General features: G+C 39.7%; 13 protein-coding genes. 8 read left to right on the plus strand and 5 right to left on the minus strand.

What is annotated here, in order from left to right; genetic code table 11:
• Positions 1 to 196: 196 nt before the first annotated feature.
• The 5 genes from AVL57_RS17240 to rfbA form a co-directional block, all read right to left on the minus strand.
• Complete coding sequence (locus tag AVL57_RS17240; RefSeq protein WP_057795864.1) at positions 197 to 1,384, minus strand: nucleotide sugar dehydrogenase; 1,188 nt, start codon at positions 1,382 to 1,384, stop codon at positions 197 to 199.
• Positions 1,385 to 1,684: 300 nt separating this feature from the next.
• Positions 1,685 to 2,764 carry a dTDP-glucose 4,6-dehydratase gene (rfbB, locus tag AVL57_RS17245; protein WP_057795862.1) on the minus strand — a complete coding sequence of 360 codons (1,080 nt, stop codon included), beginning with the start codon at positions 2,762 to 2,764 and terminating at the stop codon, positions 1,685 to 1,687.
• An 18-nt stretch (positions 2,765 to 2,782) separates the two neighbouring features.
• Complete coding sequence (gene rfbD / locus AVL57_RS17250; protein WP_057795860.1) at positions 2,783 to 3,643, minus strand: dTDP-4-dehydrorhamnose reductase; 861 nt, start codon at positions 3,641 to 3,643, stop codon at positions 2,783 to 2,785.
• Positions 3,644 to 3,652: 9 nt separating this feature from the next.
• The gene (gene rfbC / locus AVL57_RS17255; RefSeq protein ID WP_057795858.1) at positions 3,653 to 4,198 is read right to left on the minus strand and encodes a dTDP-4-dehydrorhamnose 3,5-epimerase; all 546 of its coding nucleotides are present in this window, start codon (positions 4,196 to 4,198) and stop codon (positions 3,653 to 3,655) included.
• Between the two features lie 75 nt (positions 4,199 to 4,273).
• The gene (rfbA, locus tag AVL57_RS17260; RefSeq protein ID WP_057795856.1) at positions 4,274 to 5,155 is read right to left on the minus strand and encodes a glucose-1-phosphate thymidylyltransferase RfbA; all 882 of its coding nucleotides are present in this window, start codon (positions 5,153 to 5,155) and stop codon (positions 4,274 to 4,276) included.
• A 161-nt stretch (positions 5,156 to 5,316) separates the two neighbouring features.
• Here rfbA and AVL57_RS17265 point away from each other — a divergent pair, with 161 nt between their 5' ends.
• From AVL57_RS17265 to AVL57_RS17300, 8 genes are all read left to right on the plus strand, one after another.
• Entirely contained in the window at positions 5,317 to 8,034 is a 2,718-nt protein-coding gene (locus AVL57_RS17265) for a glycosyltransferase (RefSeq protein WP_057795855.1), read from the plus strand.
• 12 nt (positions 8,035 to 8,046) lie between these two features.
• Positions 8,047 to 8,790, plus strand: a complete 744-nt coding sequence (locus AVL57_RS17270; protein ID WP_057795853.1) for a sulfotransferase family 2 domain-containing protein — start codon at positions 8,047 to 8,049, stop codon at positions 8,788 to 8,790.
• Positions 8,783 to 9,682, plus strand: a complete 900-nt coding sequence (locus AVL57_RS17275) for a WcbI family polysaccharide biosynthesis putative acetyltransferase (RefSeq protein WP_057795852.1) — start codon at positions 8,783 to 8,785, stop codon at positions 9,680 to 9,682. Before AVL57_RS17270 ends, AVL57_RS17275 begins: the two co-directional genes overlap by 8 nt.
• A gap of 2 nt (positions 9,683 to 9,684) precedes the next feature.
• Positions 9,685 to 10,923, plus strand: a complete 1,239-nt coding sequence (locus tag AVL57_RS17280; RefSeq protein WP_057795851.1) for a glycosyltransferase family 61 protein — start codon at positions 9,685 to 9,687, stop codon at positions 10,921 to 10,923.
• Between the two features lie 284 nt (positions 10,924 to 11,207).
• A complete protein-coding gene (locus tag AVL57_RS17285; RefSeq protein WP_057795850.1) occupies positions 11,208 to 12,005 on the plus strand; it encodes a sulfotransferase family 2 domain-containing protein in 798 nt (265 codons plus the stop codon).
• A 224-nt stretch (positions 12,006 to 12,229) separates the two neighbouring features.
• Positions 12,230 to 13,966 carry a glycosyltransferase family 2 protein gene (locus tag AVL57_RS17290; protein WP_167542089.1) on the plus strand — a complete coding sequence of 579 codons (1,737 nt, stop codon included), beginning with the start codon at positions 12,230 to 12,232 and terminating at the stop codon, positions 13,964 to 13,966.
• Between the two features lie 18 nt (positions 13,967 to 13,984).
• A complete protein-coding gene (locus AVL57_RS17295; RefSeq protein WP_057795846.1) occupies positions 13,985 to 15,232 on the plus strand; it encodes a glycosyltransferase family 4 protein in 1,248 nt (415 codons plus the stop codon).
• Between the two features lie 32 nt (positions 15,233 to 15,264).
• Complete coding sequence (locus AVL57_RS17300; RefSeq protein WP_057795845.1) at positions 15,265 to 16,443, plus strand: polysaccharide pyruvyl transferase family protein; 1,179 nt, start codon at positions 15,265 to 15,267, stop codon at positions 16,441 to 16,443.
• The last annotated feature ends 5 nt before the right edge of the window (positions 16,444 to 16,448 follow it).

Here is a 16,448-nt window from a genome sequence, read left to right on the forward strand (position 1 = left end):
TAGTTTTTTAACAATACCATTTAATTTCCAAAGCATAATAGCCTAAGAAAATTCGAAATGCATTGCTAAAAGTATCGTGCTTAAAAACCGTAACGACAGATAAAAGAATGGTAAGAGTAAGATAATGCGAATATTGAAAACAAAAATACCAGCATTAACGCTGGCTTTTTTGAACTATCAATTTTTCATAAAGGTATTAGTCAGCGCCAAATAAATCACGGCTGTATACTTTCTCTAATACGTCTTCAATGTCATCAGTTACTCGGTTTGCCACAATAACGTCAGAAATAGATTTAAATTCTTCTAAATCTTTAATTACCCGTGAGTGGAAGAAGCTATCTTCGGTAATTACAGGCTCGTACACCACAACCTCGATACCTTTCGCTTTAATACGCTTCATGATGCCTTGAATTGCACTTGCTCTGAAGTTATCAGACCCAGACTTCATAATTAAGCGGAAGATACCCACAACCTTAGGCTGACGACTCACAATAGAATCGGCGATAAAGTCTTTACGAGTGCGGTTAGCATCTACAATAGCCTGAATCATGTTGTTAGGCACTTCACTGTAGTTAGCTAGCAACTGTTTGGTGTCTTTCGGCAAGCAGTAACCACCATAACCAAAGCTTGGGTTGTTGTAGTGATCGCCAATGCGCGGGTCTAATCCAACACCTTCAATGATTTGTTTAGAATTCAAACCGCTACGCTCTGCATAGCTGTCTAGTTCGTTGAAGTAAGCGACACGCATTGCTAGGTAAGTATTAGCGAAAAGCTTAATGGCTTCAGCTTCGGTACTGTGAGTGAAAAGAATATTAATATCTTCTTTAATAGCACCCTGTTCTAGCAAACCAGCAAACACCTTCGCACGGTCACTTTGCTCGCCAACAATAATACGGCTTGGGTACAAGTTGTCGTAAAGGGCTTTACCTTCACGTAAGAACTCTGGCGAGAAGATGATATTTTCAGTGCCGTGGCGCTCTTTTGCTTCAACAGTGAAACCTACTGGCACGGTAGACTTAACCACCATTACCGCATTAGGGTTAACGCGCATAACTTCTTTTATTACCGCATCCACTGAGCTGGTATTGAAGTAATTGGTTTGCGCATCGTAATCGGTAGGCGTGGCAATAATAACAAACTCGGCGTCTTTATAAGCAAGTTCAGTATCTAACGTGGCTTTAAGATTAAGCTGCTTGTTCGTTAAGTATTCTGTAATTTCTTTATCTTCAATAGGAGACTTTTTGTCGTTTAGAAGATCCACTTTCGCAGGAACTACATCTACCGCAATCACTTCATTGTGCTGTGCGAGTAATACTGCATTAGATAAACCTACATAGCCTGTGCCTGCAACGGCTATCTTTAAACTTTTCGACGTATTATCCATTTACTTTATCTCCAATTCTTTTAGGTATAACAATACAAATAAGATTCAATCTGAACATTGTGCATGAGTTTTTTGAAATAATCATGAAATTGCATCATAAAGGTGCCTAATGACCTCGAATGCCAAATTTCTGCAGAGCTTAAGCACGCATTTTTCAAAAAAATCGTAATTTAGCGTTAACAAAGCAATATACGCGCCTAATATTAAATTTGTATTTTTTAGTGCTTAATAACCACAAAACCCTACTATCATTTCATAGCAGGGTTCCTAAAGCACTTTCATTAAGGGGAGTACTAACCTTTAATCGCCAGCACCTAGGCGTTCGCCTTGATAGCTACCATCTAGTACCGCTTTCCACCAACCTTCGTTGTTTAAGTACCATTCAACGGTTTTGCGAATACCGCTTTCAAAGGTTTCTTGTGGTGACCAACCTAACTCGCGTTCAATTTTAGATGCATCAATCGCATAACGCATATCGTGACCAGGGCGGTCTGCCACATAAGTGATTTGCTCTGAATACTTGCTGCCTTTTGGCTGAACATCATCCAAGATGTCGCAAATTGTATTCACTACTTCAATATTTTGCTTTTCGTTATGGCCGCCAATGTTATAGGTTTCGCCAATTTTTCCTTCAAGAGCAACTAGCACCAATGCACGGGCATGGTCTTCCACATACAACCAATCGCGAATTTGATTACCCTTACCGTATACAGGCAATGGCTTACCGGCCAAGGCGTTCAAAATAACTAATGGGATTAGCTTTTCTGGAAAGTGATACGGGCCATAATTATTCGAACAGTTGGTTACCAAAGTAGGTAGCTTATATGTACGTAACCATGAGCGTACTAATTGATCTGACGACGCTTTGCTTGCTGAATATGGAGAGCTTGGCGCATAAGGGGTAGTTTCAGTGAATAGAGGTAATTCTGTACCCTCTTCTACTTCATCTGGATGTGGAAGGTCGCCATATACTTCATCAGTTGAAATATGGTGGAACTTAAAGCCTTCCTTTTTCCCATCATCAAGCGTTGACCAATAAACACGAGCTTGCTCAAGCAAGGTGTAAGTACCTACTACGTTTGTTTGAATGAACTCACCTGGGCCGTCAATTGAACGGTCTACGTGAGATTCAGCCGCTAGGTGCATAATGATGTCGGGTTGGTGGGCATTAAGAACGGCTTTTACGCCGTCGGCATCACAAATATCCACTTGTTCAAACGCATAACGCTCGTTATCTGCCACAGATAAAAGCGACTCTAAGTTACCCGCGTAAGTAAGCTTATCTAAGTTTACGACTTTGTGTTCTGTATCATTAATAAGATGGCGAACAACTGCCGAGCCAATAAACCCTGCGCCACCTGTTACTAAAATTGTTTTCATACGTGTATTACTCAATAATTATGCTTTCAATTCATCCATCATGGCAGACAATTGAGTACGCCAATGTGTAAGATTAAGTGATGAAAAAGTATCTCGTGTGCTGGTTTTATCTAGCACGCTATAGTGCGGACGTGAAGCCGGTGTAGGGTACTGAGAAGAAGGAATAGGCAATACTGGAATAGCCGAAGACAACAAACCTTTTTCAATGCCAAGTTCTTGAATGGCTAGCGCAAAATCGTACCAACTAGCAACGCCTTCATCGGTCCAGTGATATACACCTTGGGTTTTATTCTGCGCAGCACTTACGCACACTTCCGCCAACCCTTTAGCCCACGTAGGCGTGCCAATTTGATCGTCAATCACCGACAATTGAGGCTTATCTGCCATTAAACGAAGCATGGTTTTAACAAAGTTATTGCCGTGAGACGAATACACCCACGCGGTACGAATTAAGCAACTTGAGTTAGGCAGTAATTCCAGCAGGACTTTTTCACCATCAGCCTTAGTTTTACCGTAAACCCCTTGAGGCTCGATAGTATCGTCAGTGAGATAAGGCGAACCTTTATGACCGTTAAACACGTAATCGGTAGACACATGCACTAAAAATGCACCCGACTGCTTACAATATTTTGCTAAGTTTTCAACGGCTGTCGCGTTTATGGCGTGGCATAAATCGAAATCTTCTTCTGCTTTATCTACCGCAGTATACGCCGCTGCGTTAATAATAACGCTTGGCGCTAGTTTGCTTAGCGTTTCAGATAGCACAGATTCGTTGGTAATATCAGTATCTTCAGGGCCTAAGCAAATAGTGTCTTCACCTAGAATACGCACTAATTCAAACGACAATTGGCCAGCATTGCCAATAACTACAATACTCATGTTTAATCCTTAAAACGTAGGGGCATCAACGAAAGCGACGCCATTTTCATCTTTTCCAGATAAAGACGGCTTTTCACCATTAACTAATGGCCAATCGATGTTTAAAGTAGAGTCGTCAAATTTAACCGACACTTCTGATTCTGGGTGATAGTAGTCGGTACACTTATACACGAATTCAGCAGATTCACTGGTTACATAAAAACCGTGAGCAAAACCGGCGGGTACCCATAATTGACGCTTATTTTCAGCCGACAGTAAAACCCCTACCCACTTTCCATAAGTCGATGAGCTTTTACGCATGTCTACTGCAACATCATATACTTCGCCGCTGACTACGCGAACCAATTTCCCTTGGGTCTGCTCTAACTGGTAATGCAGACCACGAAGAATTCCTTGGCTAGATTTTGAATGGTTGTCTTGCACAAATTCAACATCGGCACATTCTTTTTTGAACCAGTCGGTGCGGAAGGTTTCTAGAAAGAAACCGCGTTCGTCGCCAAATACTTTTGGCTCGATAATTTTAACGTCTGGGATGTCTGTTTTGATTACTTGCATATACTTTCCGTACAAACTGGCAAATTAAATTAAGAAGAAAGGTGGCATTGCCACCTTTGAAAAGTTGAAGTGATGTTAAATTTTAACTCTGTCGTTGATGACTTTAAGCAGATAATCGCCGTAACCACTTTTCTTAAGTGGAGCTGCTAGCTTTTCGAGTTGTTCAGCGTTTATATAGCCCATTCTAAAAGCGACTTCTTCAGGGCAACAAACCTTTAAGCCCTGGCGCTTTTCAATAGCGGCAACAAAGTTTGCTGCATCAAGTAATGAATCCAACGTTCCCGTATCAAGCCAAGCAGAACCTCGGCCCATCAGCTCAACCTTTAAGCTGCCATCTTGCAGATAAAGATTATTAAGGTCGGTTATCTCTAGTTCACCACGATGTGAGGGCTTAACCTCTTTTGCGAAATCGACAACGCGATTATCATAATAATATAGGCCAGTAACCGCATAGTTAGATTTAGCAACAGCAGGCTTTTCTTCAATTGAAAGCGCGTTCCAGTTATCGTCAAATTCCACTACACCGTAACGCTCAGGGTCGTTTACGTGGTAGCCAAATACGGTAGCGCCATGCTCTTGCTTATATGCATTTTGAAGCGAAAGTTTTAAATCGTGACCGTAATAAATGTTGTCACCAAGAACAAGTGAGCAACTATCATTACCAATGAACTCTTCGCCTATAAGGAATGCTTGTGCTAAACCGTCTGGCGAAGGCTGAACCGCGTATTGGATATTCATGCCTAGAGCTGAACCATCACCAATAAGCTCGATAAAACGTTGCTGCTCTTCAGGCGTGGTGATAATGAGTACATCACGAATACCCGACATCATTAACGTAGTTAACGGATAAAAAATCATAGGCTTGTCGTAAACAGGCATAAGCTGCTTACTAACAACCTTAGTTAACGGATGTAAACGTGTGCCAGATCCGCCAGCTAGTATTATTCCTTTTCTCATTGATAGTGCTCCTAACAAACTATACAAACAATAGTAGCGTTTTATTCTACTTATTTAAATAAGCAAAATCGCCCTGAGGTTCTTGACCATGGTACGTCAAACTTACACAATGGCTGATAATAAGAATTACAAACTCCATTTTTTCAAAGGAATAATGCTTAATGGATGCAAGTAGCACGAAGTTAGTAGGCGGCATAGACGCCTTAAGTGGTGGAATCCTAAGTGGATGGGCTGCCGATCTCAACTCCGAAAAAAGCATTTCAATTGCTATTTATTGCAACAACAAGCTTGTTGGCTCAGGAGTTGCTGAAACATTAAGGCCAGATTTAAAACAAGCGAATATTAATGCAGGTCTACACGGTTTCAAATTAGAAATAGACACTACAGCGCTTGAAGACAATTCTACTTTGGAACTTAGGGAGTTAGAGAGTGATATCCCGCTAGAAACCAATGAATTTGAAGTTGGAATTTTAGCACCTTCATTTTGGGCAGAAGCACAGAGTGTTAATGGCAATCAATTCCTTTTCTCTGTCTCATCTAACGCTCCGATCCAAGAGAAAACGCTTGAAATATCTTGCGATGGAGAAGTTGTATGTGAGCACACCATAAACTCACAAAACAAAAGTGTGCAAGACCATGTTTGGCTACCCGCAAAAGTGTTAGATAATCAAAATCACTTACTGGAAATTTCTATTAAAGGAGTAGCTCGAAAACTTGGTGGGGCGTACTTTACGCTCAAGCCAGTGTTGACTCCATGGATGTATTTGAAAGACAGTCACAAAAAACCTGGTTTTATGAGTTTGCCCAAGCAAGCTGACAGACGCTATGAGGCACTGCACTATCAGTTGGAAAGTAGCGTGAAAGGCAACTCACCAATTGACATGAAGTCAATAGTGACCGCTCATGGAATATTAGTTGAAGGCTATGAGGACAGAAAGAAATTCCCAGCCTTTTCGTTACCTAAATTCGACAAGCCTAAAGTGTCTATTATTGTACCGGCTTACAACAAGTTTGAGCTTACCTACCACTGCATCGCCTCTGTTTTGCTCGCTTATAATAAAACAAGTTACGAAGTGATTTTGGCTGACGATTGCTCTACAGATGAAACAAGTGAAGCTGAGTCGATAATAGAAAACCTAGTTGTCTCAAGAAATCCAGAAAACTTACGTTTTTTGAGAAGTTGTAACCGAGCAACTGAACTAGCCACGGGCGACTATATTATCTTCTTAAACAACGACACTGAAGTGTCTTCGTTTTGGATTGACGAGCTTATTGAAAAGCACAAAGAAGACGAAACGATTGGACTAACAGGGTCTAAACTTCTTAACCTAGACGGCTCTATGCAAGAAGCTGGCGGTATTGTATGGGGCAATGGGCAACCTTGGAACGTAGGGCGTGACGCGAACCCCCTACAGCCAGAATTTAATTATGCCCGTGAAGTAGACTATGTTTCTGGCGCCGCTATGTGTATTTCCAAATCAGTATGGGAAGAAGTTGGCCATTTTAGTGAAGAACTTGTGCCGTGCTACTACGAAGATACAGATTTAGCATTTAAAGTGCGAGATGCCGGCTATAAAACCGTATATGTACCAACCTCTGAAGTCGTTCATTTTGAGGGCCAGAGTCATGGCACAGACGTTACTAAAGGCTTAAAACGTTACCAAGTTGTGAACGAGAAGACGTTCCGAAATAAATGGTTCAAAGCATTTAAACACAATGGCAAAGCAAGCCTAGAAAACTTAAAAATAGAAAAAGACCGAAATATCGATCAGCGAATTCTTGTAATTGATTATGCAAGCCCACAGCCAAACAAAGATGCTGGGAGCTATGCTGCTATTCAAGAAATCAAACTGATGCTGTCGCTAGGTTTTAAAGTAACCTTCGTACCAGAAAATTTAGCACACTTCGGTAAGTACACTACAGCACTTCAAAAAATGGGCGTTGAAGTACTTTATGCACCATTCTACACCTCTATGGATGATGTATTAGCGCGCCGTTTAGATGAAATGGATGCTGTGTACATTACACGGTATTACGTTGCAGAAGCTTACCTTCAAACTATTAAAGCTAAGGGTAAAAAGGTTATCTTTAACAACGCGGATCTTCATTTCTTGCGTGAAGTACGCGCAGCCCTTCAGAACGGTAAAGATAACGGAAAACTCACCGACGCGCTTGAAACGCGTGTAAGGGAATTACGCGTTTGCAACAGTGTAGATGCCATTCTTACCTATAATGCTACTGAACACGCCGTTATAACTAGCCACATTTTGGATGCAGAAAAACTTCATATTACACCCTGGGTATTAGAAGAGAAGCAACCGGGCCCTTCATTTGATGAGCGCGAAGGTATTGTTTTCTTAGGCGGATTCAACCATACGCCTAACGTAGAATGCGTAGAGTTTTTGGCAAAAGATATAATGCCGCTACTTGCCAAACAACGTCCAGATATAACACTTTACGTTTACGGCAGTAACATGCCAGATGGAATGAAAGAGTTTGAATGTGACAATATCAAAATGGTTGGTTTTGCCGAACATTTGGATGATGTTTTCCATAATCACAGAGTATTTGTCGCGCCTTTGCTTTCTGGTGCAGGCATTAAGGGTAAAGTACTAGAATCCATGGCTTATGGGTTACCCACCGTGCTGACCGATGTTGCAGCGGAAGGAACAGGTCTTACTCATGGGATAAGCACATTAATTGCCGAGAAAGCAGATAGTTGGGTAGACGCTATTATTCAACTTTATGATGATCAGAAACTTTGGCAAAAATTTTCTGAAAACCAAAAAACAATGGTTGAATCTAACTTCTCATTTGAAGGTGGAAAAGCCGAGTTTAAAGAAATCTTTGCCTCTGTTGGTCTATTCACTACTCGCTAAAAGGAACATATTTTGAGAAAAGTTATACTACATTACCACTTGTTTAAGAACGCTGGAACATCCCTGGACGCGGCATTCAAAGAAAATTTCAGTGAAGAAAAAGGTGAGTGGGTTACTAGAGAGTTCCCAGCTCAACCAGCTAAGAACCGCGAACAAGTTAAGCAATGGATTCTGGATAATCCCAATGCGAAATGTTTCTCTAGTCACACTGCAATTTTCCCAGTACCAACATTTGATGATATTGAAGTTATACCTGTAATATTCTTCCGCCACCCATTGGATAGAATTGCTTCAGCATACTCTTTCGAAAAAAAGCAAGGGGGGGAAAGTTTTGGAGCAGTCCTAGCAAGAAATACAACATTAGCAGGCTATATTGAGACCCGCTTATCTCTTAATTACGACAGACAATGTCGAGACTTCCACAGTAGTCGATTTTCAACCATGTTTACTCCAGAAAAAGGCTGTGAATCTCAAAGATCGATATTAGCCTGTAAAGAACTGCCGTTTATTGGCCTAGTTGAGGAATATGATACTTCTTTAAAGCTTCTCAACGAATATTTAAGCACACGAACTACGTATGAAATAAATTTAGAAGTTAAGAAGATTAACGTATCAAATAGAGAGCCTTTGTGTCTAACCGAAAAATTAATTAAAATAAACTCGAACATAGGTAATGAATTATATCAAAAACTTATTGAAGCAAATGATATTGATATCATGCTGTATAGCTTAATTAAGGAACGATTTGATGTCTAAATTAAACGTTTTAGTGATAGGAAATTGCCAAGCTAGACCCATCGGGCATTGCTTATCCCAATTGAATTCAAATATCACAATATTGGAGCCTTTAATTGTCCATCTTCTCCAACAATGTGATATCGAGGTTATTCAGCAAAAATTAGCTCTTGCTGATGTAGTAATATCACAACAGTTAAACGATTCTTACCACATTGAAATTTTAAAAACAAAAAATCTACGACAACAAATGGGTAGCAAACTCGTAGTAATTCCAAACATATTTTTAACTAAATTCTGCCCAGATCTCGTCTATATATCTAGCCCAGAAATTGGCCGAATCACTTCAATGTTAGACATTTATCATAGTAGAACAGTATTCAATTCTTGGACATCTAAAGAGAGTATTGAGAATGTTGTTAATAAATTAAATGACAAGTATTTTTGGCTAGAGCAGTACGAGAACGAAGTCATTAAGTCTGTAGACGAACTACAAAAAAGAGATACTAATTCTGACTTGACAGTTTACGATGTAATTGAACAGGTCGCAGAAAAAAGTAAGCCTTTTTATACTTTCAATCATCCAAGCAATGAAGTGTTGAGTCTATTATCGAAAAAAATCTTAAGTTATATTAATGAATCTTGCACTGGCCGAATAAAGTTAATCAAGGAGCCATTGGCAGTTATTGTAGCTCCTACATTTACAGGGGCAGCGAGCGCCTTCGATTACAGATATGAGGCAACAAATTATTGTGTCGGATTCCAGCCTAAAGTAAGTGATGGTAAGATAATATCCAAGGGTATTAGAAAGGTTTTATCTAATTTAGAATTTGTCAAATATAGTTTTGAGCTTTACGATAAAACCCTTTCTGGTAGTACTCTACTCAACCTACGATTTACACCAAGTTACTAATCATGTCTGTTTACAAAAACTATATACGTTATCCAAGAAATGAAAATAAGCCTAAGCCAGATTCGAGTGACTTTACTTGGGGGCCCTTAACGCTAACTAATATCGAAAAATCACCTCGCACCGGAAGTGTTCTGCTTAATAGTGTTGAGTCTTATAAGATTGATAATCTTTACGATATGGGACGTGTACCTCCTTTACAAGGATGCAGATCTTTTATGGATAATCATTTATCTATAGAACACTTCGTATTTAGCACAAAGAATGTTAAAGCAATTATGCCGTCAGGGGTCCTCATTCAAGAAAGTAACGATGAGTCTCCCGATGCTGTATTAGAAGCATCTTGTTATATGTCGTTAGGTTTTTTCCACCCAGATTTAATGAATGATAGAACAACTAAATGGCAGTGGCTCTTAAGAGAGGGAACAGATTTTGAACAATCCCCCGGAAGAATCGCGTGGTGTTATCACCGATTTTACAATCAATACTTTCATTGGTTCATAGATTGCCTCCCTCGAATATGGTTGCTAAAAAAGTTTGATTTTGATTATGATAAAGTATTCGTTGGAGACATCGCTAACATTGATTTTGCTCTAAAGTCTCTAGACGCTTTTGGTATCGATGAAACATCGATTGTGTACTTCGATGAGGGAAAAAACTTATTTTTTGATGACTTAATTCTTCCAGTCACGAAAGTTACTGAACAAAGAAAAATAAGACCATCTTTGGGTGATGGAATACATTTTAAAGGTGGCTGGTCAAAGTCATATATAGTTGAACTAAATAACAGAATAGTCCAAAAATTTGCAAAAAACGATGCTAAACACCTCGGTTTTGACAAGATCTTTGTAGGACGGAATGATGCGTCTCACAGAAGGGTTGAGAATATTGATGAAGTAGAAACACTTTTAGCTAAATACGGATTTGTTTTTATTGATCCAGGAACATTATCATTCGAAGATCAAGTAACTATATTCCATTGCGCCAGAAAAATTGTCGGTATACATGGTGCTGGCATGACCAACATACTTTGGACTAATATAGATTCTACTGTAGATATAATCGAAATTGCTGTCGATGGATTGGACGATCCAGGATATCGAATGATCTCGGAAGCACTTTCCTTAAACTATCGAGCTATTGCAGGTTCACCAGTTGGAAACCATAGAGCGGGAATGGCATTTGATGATCTTCGTGTAAATATTATTGAATTAGAAGCAGAATTAAAAAATATAAACAGTTAATGGAAAATTAGCTGTTTTCTCAAAAGTTTTCGAACAACTGTCTGACTAATTAACCACATTGTTCGAAAACGATTTTATTTTCATTCTGTTAGCAAGTGTTCAAAATACGATAAAGCTTAATGCAATTTGTAGCAAAAAATTTTATATATTAAGGCAGGTTTTCACTTCTTTCAATCAATAAAAAACAGTTTAATATCGTTTTATCATTGAATATCAGAAGCTTACGCAATAATTACTATGCACATCATGAAACTTTAATCTTCTTAAAGCCTAGGCGAATTTAATTGAATCAGTTTAACTTTAGCTCCCAAACTAATATTAACTTAAATAAAAATCCTTCACATTGTTTTGCAATGAACCACAGTATGATGATTTATAAAGTCGATACTCTTTATACCTTCATTCCTAAAAACGCATGTTCTACGATGAGGCTGACTGTTGCGCACGAAAATGGCTGCATAAGTGGCATTGAAAACGGCCATTGGATCCATGGCAACAATCAAACTTTTGTGCCATCGATCAGTGAAGCTATTAAAGCCAAGTATAGCTTCGTTGTACTGCGATGTCCTTTCAGGAGACTTGCATCGGTTTATTTGGACAAATTTGTATCTAAGGAACCGGAGGCTTGGCAGTATAGAAATGCCACGAATAGGAATTTGAGCCTTGACAACCTGAGTTTTAAGCAATTTGTTTTATCTCTTGATAAACCTTTCAAAATTAATATGGATATACACTGGCGACCTCAGTCGTCATTTCTTCTTTTCAAAAACTATAATAATTACTTTTCTCTTGAGGACTTTGCGGATTGTACACGCACTTTGAAGGAAAAGATAAATTTAGATGTTCTGGATGCTAGACCTTTAACTAATCACGGAACAAGTGGCTATGACTTAATATCAGATGATAATTTCTCTAATATGCCAGCTTTTGATATTGCTGTTATGAAAAGAGAAGGAAAATGTCCATCTCACGCAGCACTCTATGACAGTAGCCTAATCAAATGGGTTCGCGAAATTTATTCGTCCGATATAGCGTTATATTCCAACAAAGTTGGAAGTAAGAATTTACTGTTTGAATCGTGAAGTTTTTCAAATTTTCAAGGAAGTGTGATTCCCCCATTGACGAGCAACTACAATCGGCTTTTCTAATTTAAAGCTATATGGAGAAAGTAGTTAACTAGACCCAAATATCTACACTTTCCCAGATATTTTGTTAAAGTTACTCAAAGATAATATGTAGTTCCAACATGGAGAGCTAAGTGCTAAACGTTTTCAAGAAAAACAAAGGGGAGATCACCCCTGCCCTAATGAAAAATACAATAGAAAGCGAATTTAACGCTGAATTCTACGCTGAAAAATATACTTTTCTAGAGACCAACGACCACCTTTCCCATTTCGTGACAGAAGGTTGGAAAGAAGGACTCGACCCTTGTGAGTGGTTCTCTACTAGTAAATATATACAGGCATATCCTGATGTAGCGGCGTCTGGCATTAATCCATTTTTTCATTATCTGTACTACGGAAAAGCAGAAGGAAGAAACGAGGGGTTAGTTGGCATCAGTGGCGATGCTAGTTTACGATCGCTAGTTAAAACATCAAATCAAGCCGACGAAGACTACCATAGCTCTAAGTACTTTAAAGAAGCTAGCAACATCCTTGGAACTGAACTCGAATTTACCACTGAACAGTTTGAACGCTTTGCCAATTGGACTAAAGTTGTTCCAAAGGCAACTGGCCCTCACCCTAACGTTAAAGCATTTTTAGATTCTGCATCAGCTACAGGAAGTGGTTGTGAAGCGATAACATCAGGATGGATTATCCGAAAAAAAGACTCCTTTGTTTGGTTTGAAACTAATCAAGGCCAAATACTTCCAATGCGTTCAGCGTTCTTTCAATATCGCCAAGATGTTTACGATGCATTTGAAGACGAGATGACTGAAGCTCTCCCGCTTACAGGGTTTGTTCAAGCATTAACAGCTTGTAATCCTGGAACCCTATTAAGAATTTACGCACTTTCCTCTGAGGGTGCCCACGAGGTCGCGCAGTGTAACGTCGAACGTATTGATTCCGCCCCTAAAAAACTCGCAGAATTTTTAGCCTCTATTAATACTCCGTTATCCGAACTCCCAAAACGTATAACCAAAATAGATGAGCCTTTAATTACTAGTGCCATTGCTCAGAAAAACAAAGCAATAGCCGCTATGCCCCACGAGGTTTATAGTTTTGGTGAAACTACTGCCCCTGGAGCAAGCATAATAATACCTTTGTATGGCCGAGTAGACTTTGTTGAAGCGCAGATGCAGTGTTTCTCACAAGACATTTTCGTACAAAATCATTGTGAATTAATCTACGTAATCGACGACCCTTCATTAGTTGAGCCTTTCAAGAAACTATCTAGCGATATTTATGCCCTTTATGGAATTCCATTCAAAGTTGTTTGGGGTGGCTTAAACAGAGGCTTTTCCGGCGCCAATAATTTAGGCGTGGAATACGCGACAGCTCACTACCTACTTTTCCTAAATAGTGATGCATTCCCAACAAACCCTGGCTGGGTTGAACAACTCACTGATGTGTTAAATAGCAATTCAGATTACGGTGTGGTTTCGCCAAGGCTCTTATTTGCTGATGGTTCCATTCAACATGCAGGTATGGAATTCGTGTATCGGAATGAACTGTCGATATGGGTTAACCATCACCCTAATATGGGCATTGACCCAACTTTAGACCCGCATTCTGAACCAACCATTGTTCCGGCGGTAACTGGCGCATGTATGTTAATGACGCGTTCGCTTTTCGATTCTATTGGAGGGTGGGATAACGGATATTTGATTGGTGATTTCGAAGATTCTGATCTGTGCTTTAAAATCAGAGAAAAAGGCAAACACTGCATATATGTTCCGACCGTTGACCTGACTCATTTGGAACGCCAATCATTCAACTTAACCGGCGCTCCCGATTTTAGAACCAAAGTGGTAATATATAACGCTACCCGTCATCAGAACAAATGGTCTTCATTACTTAAGCAAAGCGTTAGTAACGGTTAAAAGGAAGCAACTAAGCACATGAAACAAAGAATTTTAGTCGTATCTCATGGTCATCCCGATTTTAGTTTGGGTGGTGCTGAAATTGCAGCTTATAACTTGTTTGAAGCATTTAAGAAAAATGAAAATGTGGAAGACACATGGTTTTTGGCTCGCGCTGATCGCGGTCGCGGCATTACTGGGCAAATTCACAAACGTCGTGACAATGAGTATTTGTGGGAACAAGGCGTTGCTGACTGGCATTTAATGAAATCTGCGCATCAAGAGTCGGTAACTACATGGTTTGTGGATTTGCTTAAGTCACTTAAACCCACTGTCGTACACATTCACCATTATGCGCACATTGGCCTTGAGTTCATTCGGGCTATTAAAAAGTATGATAGCAGCATTAAAGTTTATCTAACCCTTCACGAATACATGGCTATTTGTAAACACAATGGTCAAATGGTGAAAACGGGTAAAGAAATGAAATTGTGCAGTAGCGAAAGTTACGATGAATGCAGAGGCTGCTTTCCAGAAAATACAGCTGAAGACTTTTGGCTTCGTAAGCACCATTTTAAGTCTGCGTTTGATCTTGCAGATGGCTTTATTTCCCCTTCTGAGTTCTTGCGCCAACGATACTTAAATTGGGGTATTAAGCAGGACGATATAGTGGTCATCGAAAATGGTCAAAGTGACTTGCCACCGATAGCCCCTCGCCCAATCGCAGAGAACGAAACTAGAAATAGATTTGGCTACTTCGGGCAAGTTAATCCGTATAAAGGGATAGATATTCTTTTAGAAGCGCTTCGGAGCATGACAAAAGAAGAAAGAAAACTAGTTCTTGTCGAAATACACGGTTCAAATTTAGAAACTCAATCTGGTGATTTTCAAATTAAAATTAAGAAGTTAGCTAAAAAATTAATTGCTGAAGGGTGCCTACGTTGGGTTGGTCCATACAGACCGGATGAGCAGCGAACAAGGTTGAAAGAAATAGACTGGGTGATAGTACCATCGATATGGTGGGAAAACTCCCCAATGGTTATTCAAGAAGCTTTTACTGCCGGTAGGCCTTTGATTGTCTCGAACATCGGAGGTATGGCAGAAAAAGTACAAGACGGAGTTGACGGTCTACATTTTAGTGCCAGAAACCCTTTAGAGTTGGCAAACAAGTTAAAATACGCGGTATCTAACATAACACTGTGGAATGATTTACATCAAAACATAGCCTCTCCCCTTAGTTACACCGAATGTGCTGAAGAGCACATGGCTTTTTTTGAGACGCGATAAAATTTTAACTTTACAAACAAAGCGGAACACGTATGAAAATTGGAATAATCACAAACCTAATTCACATCGACAGGTTTGTGAAATCGGAAATGGCATTTGCTGACTCTAAACGATGGATGTCAGCTACAGGCGGAAATACAGGCAATACGGCTTTTGTTGAAGGCGTAAAAAAAATAATTAAAGCGGACGTTGTTAGAGAAGTTCATTGGGGAGATAACCCTGAACAGGTGAAAAATGCTTATGACATGCTGGTCATTTGTTGCGCAAATCAAATAGGTGCACATGTCGATCTGGGAACTTGGGCAGATAGACTTAAAGCTTTCGATTTGCCTACCATGTTTATTGGTTTGGGCGCACAAAGTAACAATGTAGGAACCCATCCTGAAATACCTGAGGGCACTAAACGCCTTTTAGCATTAACAAAAGAGCTTAGGGTCGACAGTTCGGTATCAAATATTATCACTAGAGGCTCTTTCACATCTGAGGTAATTGAAACTTGTGGTGTAGATTCAAATCCTTTTGGTTGTCCATCTCAATTCATTTCAACAGAACTGAATGTAGGTCAAAAGTGCCTAGAACACCAAGCATCTACTAAACACTTTAGAGTACTGACGGCTGCAGGTAATCCTTGGCACCCGTCCTATGTACTTGAAAAAACGCTAGTTGAACTTGTGAATCAGTATCAGGGCGACTATGTGATACAACACCCTGAAAGCCTCATCAAACTCTGTTTAAACGAAGGCTCTACTATTGATAGTAAGCAGCAAGAGAGACTAAAAACTGTATACAACTCTTTAGGAGACTGGGAAACAATTACAAGTTGGTTTAAAAGCCATGGTGTACTTTTCGCGGATGCTCAAAATTGGATGCACTACTCTAAACGGTTCAGTTTGGCTGTAGGTCCTCGTTACCATGGTGTAGCCCTTCCAATTCAAGCTGGCGTTCCAGGTAAAGTGATTGCTATTGACTCTCGTACTGAAGAGCTTTCAAGTACAACAGGTATCCCATTTGTACGTTATAAGGATGTAGAAAACTCTACTTCTGAAGAGTTAATCAACTGGTGTAAATGGACTAGCGAAGATGCTGAGTATTACGATAGTGTCCGGGCTAGAAACGCGGGTCACTACGTTCAATTCTTATCTAAAAACAAATTAGAATATGCATCGTCACTTGATGCATTGGCTACCCAATCTTCAATTACACCTGAGTAGTCCGA

This window comes from Alteromonas stellipolaris (assembly GCF_001562115.1).
GTDB lineage: Bacteria > Pseudomonadota > Gammaproteobacteria > Enterobacterales > Alteromonadaceae > Alteromonas > Alteromonas stellipolaris.

Excerpts from the sequence above, each read along its gene's own strand:
- AVL57_RS17290 (WP_167542089.1), top strand. The coding sequence starts at position 12,230 with ATGAAAAATACAATAGAAAGCGAATTTAACGCTGAATTCTACGCTGAA.
- AVL57_RS17275 (WP_057795852.1), top strand. The coding sequence starts at position 8,783 with ATGTCTAAATTAAACGTTTTAGTGATAGGAAATTGCCAAGCTAGACCC.
- rfbD (WP_057795860.1), bottom strand. The coding sequence starts at position 3,643 with ATGAGTATTGTAGTTATTGGCAATGCTGGCCAATTGTCGTTTGAATTA.
- AVL57_RS17265 (WP_057795855.1), top strand. The coding sequence starts at position 5,317 with ATGGATGCAAGTAGCACGAAGTTAGTAGGCGGCATAGACGCCTTAAGT.
- AVL57_RS17295 (WP_057795846.1), top strand. The coding sequence starts at position 13,985 with ATGAAACAAAGAATTTTAGTCGTATCTCATGGTCATCCCGATTTTAGT.
- AVL57_RS17240 (WP_057795864.1), bottom strand. The coding sequence starts at position 1,384 with ATGGATAATACGTCGAAAAGTTTAAAGATAGCCGTTGCAGGCACAGGC.
- rfbC (WP_057795858.1), bottom strand. The coding sequence starts at position 4,198 with ATGCAAGTAATCAAAACAGACATCCCAGACGTTAAAATTATCGAGCCA.
- rfbA (WP_057795856.1), bottom strand. The coding sequence starts at position 5,155 with ATGAGAAAAGGAATAATACTAGCTGGCGGATCTGGCACACGTTTACAT.
- rfbB (WP_057795862.1), bottom strand. The coding sequence starts at position 2,764 with ATGAAAACAATTTTAGTAACAGGTGGCGCAGGGTTTATTGGCTCGGCA.
- AVL57_RS17280 (WP_057795851.1), top strand. The coding sequence starts at position 9,685 with ATGTCTGTTTACAAAAACTATATACGTTATCCAAGAAATGAAAATAAG.
- AVL57_RS17300 (WP_057795845.1), top strand. The coding sequence starts at position 15,265 with ATGAAAATTGGAATAATCACAAACCTAATTCACATCGACAGGTTTGTG.